The sequence below is a fragment of the Psychroserpens luteus genome (genome assembly GCF_015319355.1).
In the GTDB taxonomy this organism is placed as follows: domain Bacteria; phylum Bacteroidota; class Bacteroidia; order Flavobacteriales; family Flavobacteriaceae; genus Psychroserpens; species Psychroserpens luteus.
Window position 1 is genome coordinate 40,179 of the sequence record NZ_JADILU010000004.1, and the last position, 19,178, is coordinate 59,356.

At 32.1% G+C, this 19,178-nt stretch carries 15 protein-coding genes; 5 read left to right on the plus strand and 10 right to left on the minus strand.

The features are described from left to right. Positions 1 to 33 precede the first annotated feature (33 nt). Positions 34 to 843, minus strand: coding sequence for a DNA/RNA non-specific endonuclease (locus tag IM744_RS10015; RefSeq protein WP_194508007.1), 810 nt, complete (start codon positions 841 to 843; stop codon positions 34 to 36). Positions 844 to 851: 8 nt separating this feature from the next. Beyond that, positions 852 to 2,513, minus strand: coding sequence for an alkaline phosphatase PafA (gene pafA / locus IM744_RS10020; protein ID WP_194508008.1), 1,662 nt, complete (start codon positions 2,511 to 2,513; stop codon positions 852 to 854). A 200-nt stretch (positions 2,514 to 2,713) separates the two neighbouring features. Here pafA and IM744_RS10025 point away from each other — a divergent pair, with 200 nt between their 5' ends. Further along, the gene (locus IM744_RS10025) at positions 2,714 to 3,454 is read left to right on the plus strand and encodes an MlaE family ABC transporter permease (protein ID WP_194508009.1); all 741 of its coding nucleotides are present in this window, start codon (positions 2,714 to 2,716) and stop codon (positions 3,452 to 3,454) included. Continuing rightward, positions 3,451 to 4,218: an ABC transporter ATP-binding protein gene (locus tag IM744_RS10030; RefSeq protein WP_194508010.1), complete on the plus strand. Its 768-nt coding sequence runs from the start codon at positions 3,451 to 3,453 to the stop codon at positions 4,216 to 4,218. The genes IM744_RS10025 and IM744_RS10030 overlap by 4 nt, the downstream gene beginning before the upstream one ends. Here IM744_RS10030 and IM744_RS10035 read toward each other — a convergent pair. The 5 genes from IM744_RS10035 to IM744_RS10055 all read right to left on the minus strand — a co-directional run bounded on the left by IM744_RS10035 (position 4,215) and on the right by IM744_RS10055 (position 12,255). Continuing rightward, positions 4,215 to 5,696: a DUF389 domain-containing protein gene (locus tag IM744_RS10035; protein WP_194508011.1), complete on the minus strand. Its 1,482-nt coding sequence runs from the start codon at positions 5,694 to 5,696 to the stop codon at positions 4,215 to 4,217. The genes IM744_RS10030 and IM744_RS10035 overlap by 4 nt on opposite strands. A gap of 3 nt (positions 5,697 to 5,699) precedes the next feature. After that, a complete protein-coding gene (locus IM744_RS10040; protein ID WP_194508012.1) occupies positions 5,700 to 6,782 on the minus strand; it encodes a mannose-1-phosphate guanylyltransferase in 1,083 nt (360 codons plus the stop codon). A 32-nt stretch (positions 6,783 to 6,814) separates the two neighbouring features. Further along, entirely contained in the window at positions 6,815 to 7,417 is a 603-nt protein-coding gene (locus IM744_RS10045) for a SprT-like domain-containing protein (protein ID WP_194508013.1), read from the minus strand. 8 nt (positions 7,418 to 7,425) lie between these two features. Further along, positions 7,426 to 11,457, minus strand: a complete 4,032-nt coding sequence (locus IM744_RS10050; protein WP_317175390.1) for an FG-GAP-like repeat-containing protein — start codon at positions 11,455 to 11,457, stop codon at positions 7,426 to 7,428. A 120-nt stretch (positions 11,458 to 11,577) separates the two neighbouring features. Continuing rightward, the gene (locus IM744_RS10055) at positions 11,578 to 12,255 is read right to left on the minus strand and encodes a class I SAM-dependent methyltransferase (RefSeq protein ID WP_194508014.1); all 678 of its coding nucleotides are present in this window, start codon (positions 12,253 to 12,255) and stop codon (positions 11,578 to 11,580) included. A 172-nt stretch (positions 12,256 to 12,427) separates the two neighbouring features. Between IM744_RS10055 and IM744_RS10060 the strand changes: the two genes are divergently transcribed. Together IM744_RS10060 and IM744_RS10065 are read left to right on the plus strand one after the other, a co-directional pair. After that, positions 12,428 to 12,916: an AAA family ATPase gene (locus IM744_RS10060; RefSeq protein ID WP_194508015.1), complete on the plus strand. Its 489-nt coding sequence runs from the start codon at positions 12,428 to 12,430 to the stop codon at positions 12,914 to 12,916. Between the two features lie 177 nt (positions 12,917 to 13,093). Beyond that, positions 13,094 to 13,513, plus strand: a complete 420-nt coding sequence (locus tag IM744_RS10065; protein ID WP_194508016.1) for a DUF2141 domain-containing protein — start codon at positions 13,094 to 13,096, stop codon at positions 13,511 to 13,513. Between the two features lie 90 nt (positions 13,514 to 13,603). Here the strand turns inward: IM744_RS10065 and IM744_RS10070 are convergent, their stop codons facing one another. The 3 genes from IM744_RS10070 to IM744_RS10080 are packed head-to-tail and all read right to left on the minus strand — an operon-like array spanning position 13,604 to position 17,395. After that, positions 13,604 to 15,895 (minus strand): TonB-dependent receptor domain-containing protein, encoded by a 2,292-nt coding sequence (locus tag IM744_RS10070; RefSeq protein ID WP_194508017.1) that lies wholly within the window; start codon positions 15,893 to 15,895, stop codon positions 13,604 to 13,606. A gap of 5 nt (positions 15,896 to 15,900) precedes the next feature. Then, entirely contained in the window at positions 15,901 to 16,833 is a 933-nt protein-coding gene (locus IM744_RS10075) for a FecR family protein (protein ID WP_194508018.1), read from the minus strand. A gap of 49 nt (positions 16,834 to 16,882) precedes the next feature. Continuing rightward, positions 16,883 to 17,395 carry an RNA polymerase sigma factor gene (locus IM744_RS10080; protein WP_194508019.1) on the minus strand — a complete coding sequence of 171 codons (513 nt, stop codon included), beginning with the start codon at positions 17,393 to 17,395 and terminating at the stop codon, positions 16,883 to 16,885. Between the two features lie 134 nt (positions 17,396 to 17,529). Between IM744_RS10080 and IM744_RS10085 the strand changes: the two genes are divergently transcribed. Then, entirely contained in the window at positions 17,530 to 19,176 is a 1,647-nt protein-coding gene (locus IM744_RS10085) for a hypothetical protein (RefSeq protein ID WP_194508020.1), read from the plus strand. The last annotated feature ends 2 nt before the right edge of the window (positions 19,177 to 19,178 follow it).

Consider the following 19,178-nt stretch of genomic DNA (forward strand, 5'->3'; position numbering starts at 1 on the left):
ATCCTGAATCAAGTTCAGGATGACATTGTCTTATCAATTAAAACTCCAATCTTTATAACTACTAGAAGCCTCTAATTTATTTTCTATACTATCCTCTAATTCTGCAAAAAAGTCAATACCTGTTAGTTCTTCAATGGCATCAACTGATACCACAAATTTATAAAGTGGCTGGTTAGAATTTTTATGAGGCATTAAAAAAGCAATCATTTTAGTTTTACCTGTATTATTATCAATGAGCACTTTGTAGAACTGATTAGGAACACTGACTTTTTCATCTCCAATGGTTTTCATATCTCCTTGTAAAACCCCTCCTGTCACTACAAAAACGCCATCGTATTTACTTGCCCAATATCTTACTTTCTGTTCTAAAGTATTCCAAACTCCAGCATTGAAATTATGCTCTTGCGGACTTATATTACTCGTTAAAAAAGTTTCATCATGTGCAAATTGACTATACTTTCGATCTCCTGCAGGACATAAATGCCCACGATCGTAACCAGATTTTTTATAATTTTTCCAATGTGCAGCTCCAGATTTGACTGCTTTATCAATTTCAAAATATGGTCTTTTAAAATTGGAATTTGATAGGTGCGATTTTTTTAATTCGTATGCAACCCATTCTGCTTGTTCATGTGGTTCGCTATATGATAATGAATAACCTTCATGATGTACAATTTGACCTGTTGTGCTTGTAGGTAGAAAATACTCGTTGGTATCTGTTTTAACGGATTCTCCTTCTTGGATGATTTCATTAGTTTCTTCAGACTTTAAAAAGTGCTCATAGCCATAAACACCAAAGATGATTAAGATTGCTATTAAAGAATAGATTGTTTTTTTAGTCATATTTGTTTCTAATCAATCACAAATCCCAAAGGCTTCCCAGTCGCAGCATTAGGAAAACTAATCCCTAAAAGCGCAGACATCGTTGGTGCAATATCTGGAATTACTGTTTTATCGTACGTTTCTCCATGGTTAATCCCTTTTCCGAAGAACAACAAAGGCACATGTGTGTCGTAATTTAAACCACTACCATGTGTAGAACCTGTTTTTCCGTAGGAAATATATCCAGGATCTGCTACCAATATTATATCGCCAGATCGTTTTTGGTTATAGCCATTTTGTAATAAGGATTCAATACCATTAGTGAAATTTGAAGTTGTCATTGTATGTGCAGAAAACACTTTCTCGACATGCGTATAGCCAATCAGCTCATTAACCATGGCTTCTTGAACGTCATTAATATTTAAACCCAAGCTATCAATGTGTTTTCTATTTAAAAATATTTGGTCATTGCTTATATTCTCAATAAGGTCTGATGACTTGAACTTCGCATTTAAATAATCTGTAAAACGCGTTCTTGTCTCTTTATTATTTAAGTATCCAGATGGTATTTTCATACTCTGTAAATATGAAGGTACTTCTACTGCTCCATGATCTGCAGTTAAGAAAACTGTATAATTCCCCTCGCCTACTTGTTGATCTAAGAATTTAAAAAAGCGTTCTAAATCCTTATCTAGTCTAATATAAGTGTCTTCAATTTCTTTAGAACTTACTCCAAAGTTATGACCTACATAATCGGTTGCCGAAAAACTAACAGTCAACACATCTGTAATATCATCTTGTCCCAATTGCTCTCCTTTTATAGCTTCTATAGCAAAATCTGTAGTTAGAGAATTTCCGTAGGGAGTAGCTTTAAGGATATCAAAACCACGATTATCATCTTTTAATTTTGCCAAATCATAAGGAAAGTTTGCTTTTTCTTTTCCCTTGAAACCGCCTTCAAATGCATTCTCATCACTACCACTTTCGGTATAAGTTGAGATATCATAATAAGTATCCCATACTTTCAGGTAAGATTCTGCAGCTTCCGAAGCATTAAAATCTGACACCCATTTAGGCAACTCATTTTGATAGAATGTGCTAGAAATCCAAACGCCTTCATCTCTACCATGAAACCAATACGCTGCATTTGCTGTGTGACCAGCTGGTAAAATTGCGCCTCTATCTTTTAGCGATACACCTATCGTTTTACCTTGCATTTGGGTGAATAATCTATTCTCATCGCCAAAAGTGGTTGTCTTCATTCTATTTGGAGACATTTTTCCTGCATTATGATTTGTACCAACCGACTGCACATTATCATCTTGCGCACAATAGACCATTTCTTTGGTATCTTTATCATACCAATTATTACCAATAATACCATGATATTTAGGCGTTGTACCTGTATAAATTGAGGCATGACCAGGACCTGTATATGTTGGGATGTAATTAAAGTGATTGTTTTTACAATTGAAACCTTCGTTGATCATACGCTTAAATCCGCCATCACCATATTTACTATCAAACCTCGTTAAGTAATCGTAACGCATTTGATCCACAACAATTCCAACGACTAACTTAGGATTACCACCATTATTAGAATCCATTTTTTTTTCTACGGAAATTGGCTTTTGTGCATTACAAGACGTTATTATCAAAAACACGACTAGGAGATTAATTATAGCTTTCATCTGTATAGATTTATAGTTTTTTAAAGTTCACAAACTGTTAGTTATTCATCATTTTATAGAATGATAGAACTCCTAAAACGTTTATTGTATAAGATTGTTTATTTATAGTTTCAAAAATACAGATTTTTGTTTAGCATCTTTTTACTTTAACGTTAAATAAGTCTCTCTATTTTTTTACTTTTACCATAACAAATTTTACTATGTCATACCTCCATAATATTGGCGCTTATTTTTTAATGATTGCAGAGATGTTTCGCAAACCAACCAAATGGTCTGTTATGCGTACATTAATATTAAAAGATATTGACGATTTAATTATTGGCTCTTTAGGTATTGTTGCCTTTATATCCTTTTTTGTTGGTGGTGTTGTAACTATACAAACCGCCTTAAACATTGATAATCCATTAATACCCAAGTACCTTATAGGTTTTGCTACCAGGCAATCTATTATATTAGAGTTTGCTCCTACATTTATATCCATTATTATGGCTGGTAAAGTGGGTTCGTTTATCACTTCTAGTATTGGTACAATGCGAGTTACAGAACAAATAGATGCATTAGAAGTTATGGGTATCAATGCTTTAAATTATCTTGTGTTTCCAAAATTTATAGCTTTAATGTTATACCCTTTTGTGATTTCTATTGCTATGTTTTTAGGAATTTTAGGAGGAATGGCTGCAGTAATATTTGGTGGCTTTGGGACTTTAGATGATTTCATTACAGGTATCCAAATGGATTTTATACCATTCCATATTATTTATGCATTTATTAAAACCTTTGTATTTGCTTTTGTTTTAGCAACAATACCATCTTTTTATGGATTTTACATGAAGGGTGGAGCTCTCGAAGTTGGTAAAGCTAGTACAACCTCTTTTGTTTGGACTAGTGTCGCTATTATCCTTTTAAATTATATATTAACTCAACTCCTTCTTGCCAAATGATAGAAGTCAAAAACATACACAAGTCTTTTGGAGATGCTCATATTTTAAAAGGTATATCTACAACTTTTGAGAAAGGAAAGACAAGTTTAGTCATTGGACAAAGTGGCTCAGGAAAAACAGTATTCTTAAAATGTCTACTGGGATTATTTACTCCTGATGAAGGTGAGATTCTATATGATGGAAAAGCTTATTCTAGTCTCACAGATGATGAAAAACGAAATCTTAGAGCAAAAATGGGTATGGTATTTCAAGGTAGCGCACTATTTGATTCTATGACTATTCTAGAGAATGTGATGTTCCCACTGCAAATGTTTACTAAGCAAAGTAAAGCTGAGATGGAAGAACGTGCAGACTTTGTTTTGAAACGTGTCAACCTCGAAGATGCACATCATAAAATGCCTAGTGAAGCTTCTGGAGGAATGCAAAAACGTGTCGCAATTGCAAGAGCTATCGTAAATAAGCCTAAATATTTATTTTGTGATGAACCTAACTCTGGATTAGATCCAAAAACTGCGATTGTGATTGATAATTTGATTCAGGAAATTACAGATGAGTATAACATCACAACCATAATCAACTCTCATGATATGAACTCTGTAATGGAAATTGGTGAGAAGATCGTATTTTTAAGAAACGGACTTAAAGCATGGGAAGGTTCAAAAGAAAACATCTTTAAAACCGATAATGAAGTTGTAACAGATTTTGTTTACTCTTCTAACTTATTCAAAAAAGTACGTCAAATGTATTTGGAAGAAAAAGGTTAATTTCTTCTTATCATTACAGTATCTACTTTTAATTGTTTTTTAAGCCAAACTTGTAAATCTCTTTCTTTAGCTAAAATCAAACTGTCCTTAAGAGACACTTTCCATCTAACATTAGCAACAGAGACTGTATCAATATTTATAAAATCTTTAGATTCCAACATTTTAGAATACCCAAAATACTCTAAATCGTTAAATCTTAATTTTGTATCGCGAGATAGATTAGTGAATGACACAGTATTTGTAGAAGACGATTTTGACTCAATTTGCTTATTCAAATTCGTAATCCCAGTTTTTAATTCTTCAACTTGCTCTTGAAGCCCTTTAATTATTATATCTTTTTGATCTAAATCTCTAATAGCTCTGTCATAAGCATCAGAAATTTTATCAAAACTTCTATTCTTGTTACCTTTTATCTCTAATTCAAAGTCTTTAATTTTATCGTACTTCTTAATTTCATTTTTCAAATCTGCAATAGTAGCATCTGGCACTTCACCATTAAAATACAATGCAATGGTTTTATCATTCCAATTAGGTGTTCCGTTTTGGAACCAAAGTTCGCGGTTAGACTCTACCTCATCAGCAACAAAATTATTATAATCATTTTCTAAACCACTATTTTTAAGTACTCTTAAAAATGTAATCGTAGGATAAATCATAACGATAACAGCAACAAGAGCAGCAAACCTAGCAGTTCTTCTACGCTTAGCAGAATTGGCATATTTAAGCATAGGAAATCTTAACACCTTTAAAACTATAAAAGTTGCCAATGCAATAAATATAGTATTAATGGTAAACAAATTCATTGCACCTAAGAAGTATGACCAATTCCCTTTTGCAAGTCCATAACCTGCTGTACATAATGGTGGCATTAAAGCTGTTGCTATTGCCACACCAAATATTACAGAAGCAATTGTTCCTTTTTTTGTTCGGGCAATTATTAATGCTAAACCACCAAAAAACGCTATTAGAACATCCCTAATATCTGGACTAACACGACCTAAAAGCTCTGAAGTATCTTCACTTAATGGAAAGAAATAGAAAAATAAAAATGCTGTTAACAAACTCAGCACAATCATGATAGCCAAATTAATTAGTGACCGTCTTAACGTATCTATATCATTGATTGCTATAGACAAACCTACTCCTAAAATAGGTCCCATTAGTGGAGAAATTAACATGGCTCCAATAACTACTGCAGGAGAATTTGCATTTAACCCAACTGATGCAACCATTATAGAACATACTAAAATCCAAGCAGTGGCTCCTTTAAAAGGGATATCTCCTTTAATAGCCAAAATTGTAGCATCACGATCTGTATCTTCTCTAAAATCAAGAAGCTCGTTAAGAAAAGTTGTAATACTCTTCCACAAACCTTGGGCATCTTTTTTTACTGCTTCCTTTTTTTCTTCTACAGCTTGCTCACTATTTTTTTGAGCTTCTTCTTCCTCAGCAAAGTTGAATTTATTTTCGTCACTCATATTCTAACCGTATTGCTCTCCGTATTTGTCTTTAACTTTTTGGAGTACTTTTTTAATATCTTGTTCTTTTGTCTTCGGAAAGATAAGCAAAACTTCATCTTTATCAACAATAATGTAATCTTGAAGTCCGTCAACAACCACTATCTTGTCGCTTTTAGTTCTTATCATATTACCAGAAGCATCCTCAGTCAAAGTTCGCGCATTTACAACAGCATTGCCATCGTTATCTTTATCTAACTTATCATATAAACTTCCCCAAGTACCTAGATCATTCCAATCAAAAGTTGCTGGAATTACGTACACATTTTTAGATTGCTCCATAAGAGCGTAATCTACTGATATGTTTTCTGCTTTAGCATAATTATCTCTAATGAAATCATCCTCAAAATCAGTATTATAAACTTCACAACCTGATTCAAAAAGGTTATATAATTTAGGTTGATTGTTTTTAAACGCTTTGATCACACTACTCGCACTCCACATAAAAATCCCTGCATTCCAGAGAAAATTTCCTTGTTCGATAAATGATTTTGCAGTGTCATAATCTGGTTTTTCTCTAAATTGATGAACAGGTTTGATATTTTCTTCGGAAGTTTTATCAAACTCAATATAACCATAACCTGTATTTGGAAACGTTGGCTTAATACCTAAAGTCATCAATGCATCATTTTTTGAACAAAAATCAAATGCTTGTTGTATATTATTTGTAAAAGCAGTTTCATCTTCTATCCAATGATCACTTGGAGCTACAATCATTACTGCGTCTTCATTCTCTTTTTGAATTTTTAGAGCAGCATATAAAATACATGGTGCTGTATTTCTCATTGCTGGTTCCAAAACGACTTGGCGTTTGGTAACTTCTGGCAGTTGCTCAAATACCAAATCATTATAACGCTCATTGGTTAAAATAAAGATATTTTCCTTCGGAATTAAATTCGCTAGCCTGTTAAACGTTTTTTGAATCAAAGTATCTCCAGTTCCCAACATATCATGAAATTGTTTTGGAAAATCCTGTGTACTTACAGGCCAAAATCTTGATCCTACTCCTCCTGCCATCAATATGGCATAATAATTTTTATTCTGCATCTAATTTTATTTCTATTAACCCTTTAAGTTACTTAATTTAAAACAATTAAATCAACTTCAACATTGGCATTAAATAAGTAAATTTTACCCGTTTTTAACTCCATACATTCGTAACGTGTACGTCGTTTTTGCCCCTTTTTAAATACACGTCCATTGTATATTTTAAAAGACTGATGCAAAGGTACCTCAAATATAAATGTTTTATCGTTTGGTTCGTCGAATTGCTTTAAAGCATAGGCCAGATTAATGTCTGTATCGCTAGATGCTTTCGGGTTTTTAAAATGTTTTGCTAATAATGGCAATATTTCCGAAGGGAAAATTTCAGGATTAATAAAAGGTAACATTAAATGCTGAAATGTGCGTTTCCATTCTAATCCGTGAGGTTTTATTGACCTTCCGTAATTTTTATAGGCTTCAAAATGTGCGATTTCATGAATCAATGTTATTAAAAATCTGTAATGATTTAAGTTAGCATTTACTGTGATTTGATGATTTCCGTTAGGTAAACGTCTATAATCTCCATGTCTTGTTTTACGTTCATTTTTGACCTTCACACTTAAGTGGTCATGATCTAAAAGCTCCATGATTTTTGGTATTGCCTGTTCAGGAATATACTCTAGTAGTGTATCTTGCATATTAATAATTACCCCTTAACAATTAATAGTTGTGACTTAGCATTAATATTCAAAAAATACAGTCCTGCAGCAGTTCCTTCAGGAATTACAAGTCTAGTGACACTCCCAAATTCATTAAATTCTTTTTTAAGAATATTGACTTGCCTACCTCTAATATCAAAAATAGTTATAACATCATTTTGAGCAGAGTTTGTAATAAACACCTCATTATTCATTACAGGGTTTGGATACACTAATTGTTCTGTATTTTCATTGACAATCACTTCTCCACTAAAATAAGGTACAGCAAAAGTAAAAGCATCATTACCTACTTTTTCTCCAATAAATCGACCAGGAATATCATCTGCAGGTGGATGAATTCCACCCCAAATCCTCGACAAACTCGTTTGGTCAGATGCATCTCGATAAGTTGCCCATTGTAATTTCACATCTACCGAAGGTCCTTGCTCAAATACCAAAAAATCATTTTGTTTGGCTGTAAATTCTCCTAAACCTCCTGGAAAAAATGCACTTCCTGTAATTTTTGTCATTACTTCGGAAGCTGCTCGAGAAAACGTAGAATGACCTGAAACAAAACCTGCAAATGGAGGTGTTACAAATGTTGGTCTTTGATATGGCCACCAATTTTCGGCAAGAATCCAACCAACTCCTGCATCATCGATAGTTTCATCTTCTATATAGTCTGGACCTCTCCAAGTGTATAATTTTATTTTCATAAGGTTAACTCCTTCTTCCCCAACCAAAGGATCATTCTCTCCAACAACCTCAATATAACCATCTAGTAAAGGAATACCAGCAACATTATAATTACTAAATGACTCATCTGTGCTTTGACCTAAAAGTGCCATATTTCTAATTGCTGAAATTGGCCTCACATAATCATACCATCCTTTTATACTCCATGCTGAAATTGCAGAATCGTGCATTGCTCCTCCCAAAATAAAATATGATTTTACATCCCATTCTAAATCATCAAGGATAGCACCTTCGCCTTCAAATTTCTTTTCTAATTGTTCATGATCACTTACATAATTTAATATGGTGAACCAATGTCCTGGAGGTGTTTCTGAGTCTGGACCATCTGCCCAAAACTCTGCTAAGACTCTTGTGTAATCACCTCTTGGAACGATCTGGGACTCATAAGCTTGACCTATAATTGGATTAACAGCATGACCTTGACCAATATCTCCTCCTTCAATAAGATTATAAAAATTTGGATAGTCGCTATAATTTGTTGGGAACTCATTAATATGTGTATTTCCAATAGCTCCAGGAGAAATATCCCAAAGCACATTATCACTTGGATCTAAATGAGATCCCCAAATTGAGACCATAGAAAAACCTAGCTTGTAAGCATCACTAGATTCATCATTTGTTGTTAGATTTAAATATGGAGGATCACTTGGATCGTTATATACTTTATAAGCATCTCCATCTCTTGAATATGTCACTTCATCTTCCGAAGACATTGCAAAAGCATGAACATTTCCCCATTCTGGACTTAAAAACTCTATCGTTGTTCCTTCTATCAAATTTCCGCTTTGATCAATAAAAGTATCCAAACTTAATGACTGCCAACGGTTGGGATCATTCATTAACGTTGTCGTGGCTACAGCTGGTCCCAAAGGTGAATTCACCGAAGCATAATACTCATTATTAAAGAAATCTAGTTCTCTTGAGCCATCACCATTTCCATAGTTAATCATTGTTTCTGCAACGTAATTTCCTAGAGCTGCAGCATTTCCAAATTGATACAAAGTAGATCCTGATGTGGTTTCGTAACCTAATTGCTCCATGACTAAATCGAAAAGAGTCTGAGATTCTTCGGCATTTGGCGAGTTTTGGAATCGGTAAGACAACAAACGATACATCGCGTAGCTGATTGCTTTATGTCTTGAATCTTCTATGCTTTCAATAGGTGAAAACTCTAATAATTCCGTAGAAAAATTATTGACTGTATTACCAATGAGATAAGGTTTTGCTTCCTCATCATAGATTGCCCAAATATCATACATAGCGACACTAGAATGGAATAAATTACGAGCATGAACTGTTGGTCTTGCAAAATCACTTCTAATGGCTTCGAGTAAAACTTCATTCCATAATCTTGCAATAGAAACATCATCGGGAAGATCATTAGCACTTAATTGAACTGTTAACTCTTGTGCTTCACTAAAACAACTTCCGTTATTTTCTCTAACGCTAATTGTTCCTGTTTCGTTTAATCCCCATTTTATAGATACTGTACTTGTATTTTGACCATTTACGATTTCTCCTCCTGTGACCATCCAATTTACTGTAGAACCTACACTTACCGGGTAATTGTAATCTTCTATTCTAAAAAATCCTGAACTCGTAACTCCAGAGATTGCATTAGCATCGAGATACGTACAACTGCCATCATCTAAAGTCGCATCAGGATTATAAGTACACGAAAACGGATCTAAACAACCATAAATTTTTTGACTAGGCAGAATATCTAAAACCGTAAATCCTTGACCTTCTATTGCTAATATAGTTGTGTTCTCCTCTAAATTTTCATGAATTTCTACTAAGCCAGAAGGCCATTTTATTTCTAATTTATCAATTTGGATATCATTAGACAATCCAAAATGAACTGCTTGTAAACTCTGTGATAAAAAACCAACTCCTGTATAATGTCTTACATAATTTTGCTCATTTGTTCGCAACGTTAATTTTGCACCAATCGCATCTCTGTTAGATACAATGCCTTGAAGCTTGACTTTAAACCATTGCAACGTACTTTCTTCATCAAAATTGAGCAATTTATTCTCGTATAAAATAGATTGTTGATCTGAATTGGTGACATAAATATCTAAATCGCCATCGTTATCATAATCCCAATCTATAGCTTCTACACTTACTGTTAGTGCATTAAAGTTTAATGCTTCGGAAATATCTTCAAAGCCAATTGAGCCTTCCGCAGTTAAATTTTTATAATACACATTATTTTGAGTGCTGATATCTTGAAATTCAAATCCGTTAACAATAATTAAATCTTCATCACTATCGAGATCAAAATCCGCTAATTTTGTTCCCCAAGACCAGCCAGTTTCAGTAAGGTTATTATGAATATTGTCATTAAAAAAGTGGTTTGTACCATCATTTACCAGGATGTCATTCATTTCAATACCTGTAATGAAAAAATCAAATTTCTCATCTAAATTAACATCACCAACAGCAATTCCCATATCGTCTATCATATTATCAAGACCGTAGAGTTGTGCTTTTTCTATGAATGAGTTTCCGTTTTGATTGACGAATAAACTATTAGGTTGATTAAAATCGTTGGATACATATAAATCCATCCAACCGTCTTCATTGATATCAAAAGGCATTGCCATAAAACTCGCATTATTACCTGTGTCTTGCATATTGGTTTCTACGGTAACATTGGAAAATGTCCCATTGGCATTATTAAGATAGAGCGAGTTGGTTTCGCAAGCATCCCAATCGTTAACGTATAGATCAAGAAAGCCATCGTTATTATAATCAAACCATGTTGCTCCTGTATGTCTGCAATCACTAAATTGTGTGAGTCCTGCTCCTACTGTGACTTCTGTGAAAATTCCGTTTTGATTGATAAAGAGTTGGAGTTTATTAGAATGTGTAAAAACAAGATCTGGAAAACCATCATTGTTATAATCTCCCCAAGAGACACCATGTTTAAAACCTTTGAGACCATAAAAATCATCAATCTCATCAATTACAGGATGTAAATTGGCTAAACCAACTTGTGCAGTGACATCTGTAAACGAGCCATTATTATTGTTTCTATAGAGTTTACTTTGAGTTGTTTCATCACCTTCTATATCTTGAGCCCAAGCCACAACAAAAATATCGAGATCATTGTCGTTGTCATAATCTGCAACTGCAACACCATTATTGTTTTCTAAATCCCCCAATCCTGCCATCACTTGTGCTTGCTCAAATATTTGAGCATTAAGTGACGAACAACATATTATAAAAAGTAAGATTAACACACTAGAAAGTGTGTTAGGATGTAATCTTGAATTCACTTTAACAATTTTTTTTATAAATATAAGGATAAGTCTCAACTTTTACTGCGTTTAAAACAGTCATATCTTAACACATTAGTAAACATTGAAATTCATCATAAAGCATGATATAAGTCTAATTTAGAAAACTTGATATAATGTAGTCATTATAACACCCTTGTTATCATCTAAAGTAATGGATGATAATTGTTTTTCTTCTTTTACCTTAAAATTAAATGGTGGAGCCAATAAGTTTAATCCACTTTGTTTTTTTAATCTAATGCCTTGCCCAGAAATGATATCTTTATTGGGAGTGAAGTGACCTTCTGGCAGATGTTCCGTTAGAATAATGTATTCAAAACTGGTTAACTTATTCAAGATATTTTGTATTTCAGTATTGGATAAGTGTTGCAATACTTGTCGTAACACTGCACAATCTCCAACTGGTAAATCATCTACAGCTAGATCTAAACAGTGAAATTCTAAGTTATCTTCTTTATATTTCTCTTTATTATGTTCAATAAGATCTTTGACTATATCTACTGCAATATACTTTCTTGTATGCTTGACCAATTCTTGTCCAACATTAAAATCGCCACAACCTAAATCACAAACTACTAGAGGTTTTTTAAAAGACGTTAAAAATGATGTAACAACTTTTAAATAGGGATTTACAATTTCAGGATGATGTGATCCATCACCAGAATAATAACGAGATGCGTTATCTCCCCAAAGTTTCATGTCATAAACCTGTTCCATGGCATCTTTTGTTGGCCAAGGTGTTTTTATTTTATTAGGTTCATTTTTTTTCTTATTCATCAATATAATATTGGTTTATACTGTAAAGCAAAGTTACATGTAATCAAATGCAATATTAAAACAAACCCATATATTATAAACTGAAAACTGATTACATTAGAAATATTTTAAAACAATGTATATATTTAATTGCTAAATAATTCTTAGCTTCAATACAATTAATAACAACAAAATGATTCACCTCATCGTAGGAAATACAGGGTCTGGAAAAACCACTTACTCCAAACAATTAAAAGGTAAAACTAATGGTATCATTTTCTCAATAGACACATGGAACAACACCTTATTTCTACCTGATAAAAAACCAATAGATTCTCTAGATTGGTTTCTTGAAAGAATAGACAGAGCAGAAAACATCATCATGGATTTAGTTAAGCAGCTAGAAAATTCAAAAACAGATGCTATTCTTGATTTAGGCTTATCAAAATTTGAACATCGCGAGAAATTCAGACGGTTTGCCAAACTTAATAATTTTGAGCTACAACTTCATTTTTTAGATATTTCAAAAGAAACACGCTTTAAAAGAATTATGAAAAGAAATGAAGACAAAGGAGATACTTTTGAATTTGAAGTGAGTAAAGACAACTTTGATTTCATGGAAACTTGGTTTGAAAAACCAACGGAAAGCGAAATGATTAAAGGCGTCTTGATTACTGAATAAATTATGTGCCTTTTATATCTCGAAATACAATATCTATGGCTTAAAAATTTATAAATACATCAATTCTCACAACTCATCCATAAAAATTTACAGTTGGGTAATTCTATTTTCGTAATCGTGTTGTTTCGTTAGATATTTGAATCATCAATAACAAACAAACCATTAAAACCACATATTATGAAAACTTTATTCTTATCTATCGCATTAACAATTATCTCAACTTTAGGATTTGCTCAAGAGACAAAAGGTCAAACCATTACAGTAACTATTGAAAACGCAAAAAGTGACGATGGCAAAATAGTTTTAGCTTTAAATACTGAAGATACTTTTATGAAAAAGCAACCAATACAAAGTGCTTCGGCAGACATTAAAGATGGAAAAGCAACTATAACCTTTGAAAACATTCAACCTGGAGACTACGCAATTATTGCATTACATGATTTAAATGGAAACCAAAGTATGGATTTTGAAGCTAACGGAATGCCTAAAGAATCTTTTGGAACATCAAATAATCCAAGAAGTTTTGGACCTCCAATGTATGACGATGCCAAATTTAATGTGGCAAATGAAGATTTAGAATTATCAATTAGATTTTAAAATACCTCATCCCTTAATCAATCAAATCATCAATCAATTATTAAGCCTAAGAAAGAGCCTCATTATGAGGTTCTTTTTTATTTAATTCGTTTACCAATACAACCTAAACATCATATTAGGTGTAAAACCTATTGAAAACTTATCAATTGTTTCTATCTCGTTATCAAAATCATTGTTACCACGATATTCTCGACTAATAAAATTAGTCTTGTTATATACATTACGTATAGACAAACCTACTTTTGCTCTCAGCTTACTATCTTTTGAAAACTTAAATTTATAAGTACTAGAAAAATCAAGTCTGTGATAATCTGGCAATCGTTTTGTATTAATCCCATTATTAAACTCTAAACCATCATCTCCAACTGTAGATTCTGTATAAGGTTTACCTGTTTGCCATCTCCAACCTAATGCGACTTGAAAATCAGAGATTTTATAGCTTAATGATGTTAAAAAAGCATGCCTAACATTAGACGTAGACCTAAAATAATTATCATCATTTAGAGTATCATACTTGCTTTTAGAATTATTAAATGAATAACTCAACCATGTATTAAAACCGTTAAAACGTTTTCTCAAAAACAAATCAATACCATAAATATTCTGCTCACCCATATTAAAATTACTGTTTTCTGGATTTAAAAAACCAAGTGACAATGCAGTAATATGATCTAATGTTTTGTAATAATTATCAATATCAACGGTCCAACCATTATTTGTATATATAAATCCTGCGGAAATTTGCTTACCATTAATTATTGGGAATTCATCACCATTAGCTAATCTCCAAACTCTATTTTCTAATGACAAATCACTAATAACTGTTTCATCAATTTCACTAATAATTTGATTTTTTATTTCTGCGGAAATTTGAAGTTTCACATTTTTAAAGACGTTTTTATACACCAATAATCGAGGTTCAATTCTAAACGCTTCTAGTTCTTCAAAATAGGTAGCTCTTGCTCCTACTTCAACATCAAACAATTTTAAATTATTGTAAACATAATTCCCATAAAAACTATGAGTTTGTACAACCGTCTTGTCTTCATCTAAAATAAACTGAAGATTTGTAGTATTTAAAAACGCATAGGCTACATCCTTTAAAACGTACTGATAACCAAATGTAGAACTGTTATTCTCATTGATTTCCAGATTAAATTCCGTAGAAATCCCAGAATCAAAAATAATATTACGCTTTTCAAAATCTGATGTTTGTGTATCATTTTCCGAAGTAATAAAATTATAATTCAATTTATATTCTGAAAAATAGGCAGATGTATGTTGCTTTAAATTAGTGTTCCAAATGGTCGTCCAGCCCAAACCATAACCTGTGTTTTTAATTGACATACGATCATTAAATGTTTCATTAGTTTCGGCATTATCAAGTGCATAATCTAATGTATTATCAATAGAAATTATACTAGCAAATATGTTATTATTTGCATTTGGTTTATAGTTTAGTTTGATATTATAATCTAAAAAATCAAAACTATTGTTTGGGTTATCTCCTCTTCTAATCTTAGTGTTTTCAAACACCTTATCTGCAAGCTTATCAAATGTAAAAGATTGATATGTATTGGTGTAACTCGACCTAACAGAAGCTTGAACAGCCAACTTATCTTTGATGATTGGCGCTTCAATATAAGCATCTCCACTAATACCATTAAAACCCAATTGCGCTTTAAATTCGTTATCTATTTTGGAGGTCGTAGTCATAGAAATAACGCTTGACACACGTTCTCCATATCTTGGATTGGAACCTTTATTTATGAAAGTGACTTTTTTTGTAGCGTTTGGGTTAAATGGTGAAATCATACCAAACAAATGTCCTTTGTGATACATATTAATTCCATCCCAAATTATCCTATTCTGATCCATTTTACCACCTCTAACTAAAAAACCAGAAGCTGTTTCGTTTGGACTCACAACACCTGGCAACATTTGAATACTTTCTAAAACATCTGGCTCTGTGAGTCCTGGAAGAATCCCTAAACTAGCTGGATTAATTTGGTAAGATGTGTTTCTGTTTTTAGATATACCTTTTGTGAGATAACTATTGACAATGACTTTATCTAATTGATGTAAAGTCACCTCATTTTTGAATTTATTAACGATGATGTACCTGTTGGCAATTACTTCAAAATCTAGTCGTGTTTCATTTTTGAGCTCCTCTAAAAGTTGGATTAACGTTCGCTCTTTATTTTTTAAGGTAATCTTCAGGCCTGTAATACCATCATTTTGATAAGAAAATCGTACATCATATACATTCTCAATCTTCTCAAAAGCATCGTCTAAATTGGTATTATTAAAAAAAATGAAAAATTTAGCCTCTTCTTGCGAAAAGGCTAAAAATGGTAGAATTAACAAAATGTTGATTATCAATTTCTTCACTTCGAGCTCAAATAGATGTTTCCTTTTTCTTTTTCAATGTATCTTATTTGTAAAGAATTAAATACTGTTTTTAATGCAATATCTAAATCCTTATGAGTAAAACTACCAGTATAAATTAAGTTGCTATTAATCTCTTTTGATTCTATTTTAATATTGTATTGAGACTCTATACTTGTAATTACATATTTTAATGGTACACTTTTAAATGTACTTTCTCCGTTAATCCATGATGGATTAACGTCTAATGTTTTCCATTGCTCTGCATCAAAGCCATTTATTCTTCTCACTGAATTTGTAGGTAATAATATATAATTTTCTGCTTTTGAGGTTACACTCACTTTACCTTCAAAACAGCTTACTTCAAATAAATCATTTAAAGAATTCACATTAAATTGGGTACCTAGAACTTTGACATCTCCATTATCTGTAACTACTGTAAATGTGCTTCCTTTTTTAACTTTGAAATACCCTTCACCTTTTAGGTTTAGAATTCTATTATTTTCCCAGTCATCTTCATCATAGGTTAAGGTAGATTTGGAGTTTAAGATAACCTCAGATCCATCTAAAAGCACAATTGTTTTTTGTTCTCCATAATTGGTTTCTATAGTAACTATATCATCACCAAGAATAAAAAACAAACCAATTAAAACAACAATAGATGCTGCTATACCTAGCAACCAACTGTTAGAATTTAACTGTCGTACTTTACCCTTTTCTTTCTTTTTAGAAATATGATCTTGAATTTTACTAAAAGATGCATCTGTAGATGACTCTAAATTCTCATAAGCATTAATCCCTTTTCTAATTTTTAAAAAAGAATGATACTCGTTTTCAGAAACTAAAGATTTTAGCGCATCATCAGAGAGTTCTCCCTCTAACCATTTTGCTAAAAACGTATCATTTTCGCTATTTAAATTTTGATCTTTCATAATATTCTACTACTAATACAACTACATTACATAAAACCCTACCTTAGTTTTAAATATTTCCAATTTTTTCTCTTATCACCACTAATGCTAAATGCATTCTTTTCTCCACAGCTTTAACAGATATATCTAAATGATCTGCAATTTCTTTATATTTCTTTTTTTCTATTCTACTTAATAAAAAAACTTCTTTTTGTTTTTCTGGCAATGCATCTATGGTTCGTTCTAATTTATCCATAAACTCCTTTTCTAACATTATAAACTCTGGTGATTCATTATTTTTATGCATCACTAAAGCGTCTTGATGTTTTCTTACAACTTTGTCATGCTTAATCGTGTTTAAAAAAGTATTAGTCGCTATTGTATATAAATAGCCCTTAACACTATCATAGTTTACTTTACCACAATTGTCCCAAAGTTTAATAAAAGTCTCTTGTAAAATATCTTCTGCCTTATCAAGGTCTTGAGTCTTAAAGAAGATAAAACGTCTTAACTCTTTTGAATACTGCTTGTAGACAGCTTCAAAAGTTTTCTCCTGACATATTTTTTGTTGATCTTTAGACACTAGTTGGTTTATAATTATTGGTCAAAACTAATTAAAAAATAGTTAGAGAAAAAAGTAGGGTATTTTAAAAGTGTGTTGTCTTAGTTATGATTAATCGCTAAAAAATTGAAATAAAAATTCAAAAAAAAGAAATTATGAGAAATTTAAAACTAGCCTTTCTAAGCATCATATTTATTGCATGCTGTTTTACATCATGTACAAATAATGAACCCGTTATAGAAGAACAAAATATTGGGGCAAGCACATCTATTACAACATCTTTAACTCAACTAAGAACACAATTTGATAGTCAAGGTGATGTTATACCAACTGAAAACCCAACAGGTAACATCGTTTTTGATTTCTGTTTTGATTTTGTTTATCCATTAAACCTATCATATAATAATGGTACAACCGTTACGATAATTAATCTTGATGATTTAGTTGAAGTCATGATTTACTCATCAGATGATTTATATATCAATGGTATTGAATTCCCTTTTGATGTAGAAGTATATAATGAAGATCAAGATGCAATAGTAGTTGCTACAATTAACAATGAAGAAGAATTTGCTGACTTGTTAGAAGATTGTGATTTTGAAGATAATTGTAACTGCAATTTTGATTATAGTCCTGTTTGTATTGAATTAAATACTTCAAATGGCGAAAGTTTCATAATTACATACCCTAATGCTTGTGCTGCTGAATGTGATGGTTTTACCCAAGCTGATTTTGTAGAAAATTGTTATGGAGATTATAACTCTCCAGGAGGTACAGATTGTTTTACATTTAATTTCCCCATAACTATTATTACGGATAATGGAGCTACTATTACTGTAAACTCACAAACGGAACTCGACAATGCACTTTATAACGCTTACTATTTTAACTTTGTATATTCATTTGATGTTACCTTAGATGACGGAACAGTACTTACAGTAGGTAACGAAGAAGCATTTATTGCATTATTAGAATCTTGTCTTGAAAATAGTGATTGTACACTAGACATAGAAAGTCTACAATTTATATTGATGTCTTGTGATGTATATGATATCGAAATATACAATCAAAATGAAGAGATTGTAGATATTAACCAAGTGATGTTCAATGACGGTGGAGAACTTATTGTGAACGGAGAATTAACAGTAACAGATATTGGCACTTGGAGTGTGACAACCGTTAACAATACAACTACAATAATCATGGATGGTGCACTAAGTTTCCCTCTACTTAACGGTAGTTGGGAGCTTATAGACTGCTTTTCTGGAGATCTAGAATTTTCTAATGGTAATTATACAATTAAACTAGAATGCCAAGACTGTATTTGTACTACAGAAGTTAATCCAGTTTGTGTTGAAGTTGAAACAGGATTAGGTACTGAAATAATCACATTCCTTAATTCATGTGAAGCAGAATGTGCAGGCTATAGTGCAAACGATTTTGTAGACTGCCAAAGTAATACCGCAAATTGCTCTGAAGAAGAATTAGATACTATTTTAAATGATTGCGTTTGGTATGTAAATACAAGTTTATATCAAAATGTAATTCCTGAGTACTTTATATTTAATACAGATGGAAGTTTCTCTGTAGGAAACCCAGAAACAAATGAAACAGTTACTGTAGGTGATTGGAGTACTAACCAAAACCCAAGTACAAATCAAATATCTATGTCTTTTGGCACTGATATGGAACCTTACACACTAATAGCTGCCCTTGATTGGACAGTAGTTGTATGCAGTGAAGAATTTATTTTATTAGAATCTAATAACGAATTTTTACAATTAGAACGTGATTGTAACTAATA